The organism is Mycobacterium timonense (genome assembly GCF_025821985.1).
Classification (GTDB): Bacteria; Actinomycetota; Actinomycetes; order Mycobacteriales; family Mycobacteriaceae; genus Mycobacterium; species Mycobacterium avium.
Window position 1 is genome coordinate 1 of record NZ_JACKSY010000021.1, and the last position, 3,677, is coordinate 3,677.

Annotated in this window: 4 protein-coding genes; all 4 read left to right on the top strand. The window is 62.4% G+C overall.

The features are described 5' to 3' along the window. On the top strand, positions 1-743 hold a 743-nt coding region (locus H7I87_RS06795; protein WP_443677347.1), incomplete at its 5' end, for an ATP-dependent DNA ligase. Positions 744-1,079: 336 nt separating this feature from the next. Beyond that, the gene (locus H7I87_RS06800) at positions 1,080-1,496 is read left to right on the top strand and encodes a hypothetical protein (protein WP_090417701.1); all 417 of its coding nucleotides are present in this window, start codon (positions 1,080-1,082) and stop codon (positions 1,494-1,496) included. 258 nt (positions 1,497-1,754) lie between these two features. After that, positions 1,755-1,967, top strand: a complete 213-nt coding sequence (locus H7I87_RS06805; protein ID WP_023901018.1) for a hypothetical protein — start codon at positions 1,755-1,757, stop codon at positions 1,965-1,967. Positions 1,968-2,333: 366 nt separating this feature from the next. Continuing rightward, on the top strand, positions 2,334-3,059 hold the full coding sequence (locus tag H7I87_RS06810) for a DUF2510 domain-containing protein (RefSeq protein WP_083071842.1): 726 nt from the start codon (positions 2,334-2,336) through the stop codon (positions 3,057-3,059). Positions 3,060-3,677 lie beyond the last annotated feature (618 nt).

Genomic DNA, 3,677 nt, shown 5'->3' on the forward strand with positions numbered 1-3,677 from the left:
CCGAACCAGCGCGCCAACGCCGGCTCATGATCGGACCTACTGACATTCAGATCATCCTCGGGAAGGTGCGCCCACTTTCACGCCCCCACCCCGAGGCTCATCCACAGGTTCTGATCATTGCTCGCGTGGCCGCGCCCGTCGCCACAGCGGCGCTCGACCTGCCGGGCGAGTTCGTGATGGACGGAGAAGTCATCGACGACACGCTGCACGTGTTCGATGTGCTCTCTGTCGCCGGTACCGACCTTCGCGAGCTGGCCTACGGCGACCGCTACCAGGCTCTCACCACCCTGACCGACAACGCCGAGTCGTCGCACATCCGGTGCGTGAGCTGCTGGACCGACGCAACGGACAAGGGAAAACAGCTCGAAGGTCTACAAGCGCGGAACGCGGAAGGGGTGGTGTTCAAGCGCTGGGATGCCCCCTACCGCCAGGGTCGCCCCAGCAGCGGTGGCCCGCAGCTCAAGCTCAAGTTCGTCGCCACCGTATCCGCGGTCGTCACCACCGTCAATCAGCAGCGCAGCGTCGGTGTCAGCCTGCTCAACGGCGACGTCTGGCAAGCCGTCGGCAACGTGACCGTGCCCGCGAATCAGCACGTCCCGAAGCTCGGCGACGTCGTCGAAATTCGCTACCTCTACGCCGCCCAGGCCGGTGGTGCGCTCTATCAGCCGGTCCTGCTGGGCATCCGCGACGATGTCGAGCCCGCCGAATGTGTCCTCGGCCAGCTCAAGCTCAAGTCCGCCTAAGAGCGGACCCTGCCCCAGCAACCGTTGGGGCAGGGCGGGACGCCCGCCGGGAAGGGCTCTTGCCATCTCGACATGTGGCTGCGAGGTCAGCCGGCCTGCCTAAGGCCGCAGTAGCGCAATGTATCGGCCTCAGCGTCGAGCCCAGTCCGGGTCGGCGAGAGCAGGAGCGATCATGGTAACCGTGTCATGGGGTCGTGGCCGGGCCAACGTCGCAAGGGCTTCGGTGTTCTGGCCCATGCGTCACGGGGAGGTGGCGGTGGCTGGCGCGCGAGCGGACCAACGCTTTCTGCCGGCCGCAGGCCGCCGTAGCGGCAACGACTGCAACACTGGTAATCCATGACTGTCATTCGCGTTAAGGATGTCCCGGATTTCAGAGGCTCCGAGGATGTGGTGCTGTTGGCCGCTGACAACGCCGGACTGGACGCCTTTGCCGCAGCGCTCACCCTGGCACAGCGAAACCGGGTGTCTTACTTAACGCATGGCCGCCGGGTTCACGAGTTCGTCATTGAGACAGGCGCGGCCTCCATCGAACTGTCGGACGATCGAGTGGTATGGCGATTAGATGACGCGAAAGCAAGCGAAATCATCGAGAAGGCAAAGGTATTGACCAGCAATGGAGGGCGACCGGGTCACCATTATGTCGATGACATGTCCAGTCCGGCGCCCACACTCGTGCTGTCACTCGATGAGTACCTATCGCCGAGCTGGCTGACCGCAGGCAAGGAGCCGATTTTCCGAGACGACGATCCATAACGAGCTGCCGGCTGACCCGCGGTCTGGGTGCTTGCGTGCTTGCAACTTGACGTGTTTACGCTTCTTCGTACGAGGATGCCTAACGTCGATGGCAGGGCTAGTCGACCCGGATACGGTTGAGGTGGACCGTATTTGGCGCGCCTCCAGTAGACATGCGCGCGATAGCGCAAATGGAATGTCAGTGCCGCACTTTAGAATAAAGACAACAGTTCATCCGGGCAGACGTGTTCGTCTGCTCACCTAACAAGGCGGTAAGCAATGAACATTCGTAAGATCGCGGCTCAGGTTGACCCAGTCGCCGCCCAGATGGCTATCGCGCGAGCGATGGTTGCTCTTGGCTCGGAGTCGAATTGGGACAGCGAAACAATCGAGCATGTTTGCAGCGCTATCTCGCCGGCGTTTCCGTCGGGGCTGCCGAGCGTGTTCAACCAGGATGACAGTGCGGTCGATTTCTGGGCATCGCTCTCTTAGTGAGCGGGCAGGGTGCACAGCGGGCGGTTGTCCGTTGTGCATCTTTGTACGCTCATGCACCGCGCAGCTGCGGCGGCTCGCTCTAACCAGCCGGTGCGCCGTGGAGCCCGGGACACCGCGATCGACCCAACCACCCAGACCGTGTACACGGCGAACAGCAACGACACCATGTCGGTCATCGAAGCCGCGCGCCGGAGCTGAAGACCGCGTGAACAACCCCCCAGAGAGGATTGGACATGAAACGGCAACACGGAGCGCACCTTCGAAGACCTGGTCGCTGAGGCTCGTGCACGCGCCAGTCGATAACCGGCGTCCCCAATCGACGTCGTTGTTGTCCTCGGGCAACCCCTGCGGCACAATCCACCAATGGCTGAACACTCAGACCTCACCAGCGACTCTGTCGCTTGGGCAATGGCGAAAACCCACGCTGACGACCCGGACTACTTCGCGCGCAAAGCAGCGGAATCCGAAGTACTGCGCCGACAAATCATCAACGAGGTGGCCCGGGACGCCGGCCCGGACGATGACATTGACTACTTGACCAAACGCGAGCTGTACTGCGCCGGCATCATCAGCGCATCTGAGTTGCACGCCACCGGCTCTCCCGAACTCCTGCCGCGTGGCTGGTATCAGCACTACGTCGAAGCGCTCGACGAGTACTGCCCGGCCCGAGTCTTCTCACTCGAAGAGGCCGGCGCCGATGCCGCCACTCTGTACGATCGCGGCTATCGATGGATGGTCGTGTTCAGCGAGGTGACCGGTCCGCGTGGAGATCGGACGTTTATCGATGTCCGCAGCTTCGCCGCTGCCGCGATGACCGAGCACAAGGCGCTAGCAGAGCAGGACGCACTCTCCGAGATCGTCCACATGGGCTACCAGATCGCCGACCTGCCCGGGGACATCTTCATAACGCCACGGATCCCTCGGCCGGCGGCAGCGCCGGTGCTGACCACTCCGCAGACGGCCGCGCCTCTGCCGGCGCACGGCTGGTACCCCGATCCCCTCCGACGCTTCCACCATCGGTGGTGGGATGGGCAACGCTGGACCCACATGGTCGCCATCAACGGGCGCACTTACAGCGACCCAATCTGAAAACATGAATCAGAAACCGCTGGGGCGCAACGGATATCAGAAAGCCTAAGAGCAAGGCAATTGATTTAGGCCGGGGCTGTCTGGGCCACTCACCGAGGAGGCCGATCCCATTCGCCGGCTGGCCGGGGGGTGCAGAGCGTGACCGGCCCTCAGGTATTGCGATCGGTGGCTAGCGTGGTAGCGGTGGTGGTGGCGAGTGTCCCGGGCCGGACCCCCAAGCGAAGGTGCGCCGCAGGCGCACCCCTCGTTAAGAACGAATAATGTTGCCGCATAGCGACTCTCATGCTGTATGGCGTAGTCCGGTCGGTAAGTTGAGAAGGCTAGGCTAGCAACGGAACTCGAAGGCCCGGCCGCCGGCGGAAGGGTATTGACCACCCACCACGGTCGAGGCGAAGCCGAGGCAAAGTAGCTGAAAAGTAGTGCAATACAGTACAATTGAAGTATGACCCAATGGCGAAGCCATTACCACCTACGGATACGAAAACCGTTGCACCCCAATGGATAAGCGAGTGCCGGCGATGGCCGCAGGCCATCCAACCCAACCCGGCAACACGAAAAGCATTGCCTAACAACAATACTCAACCAACCACATAGGCGCCGCCAGGCGCCGGTTACCCC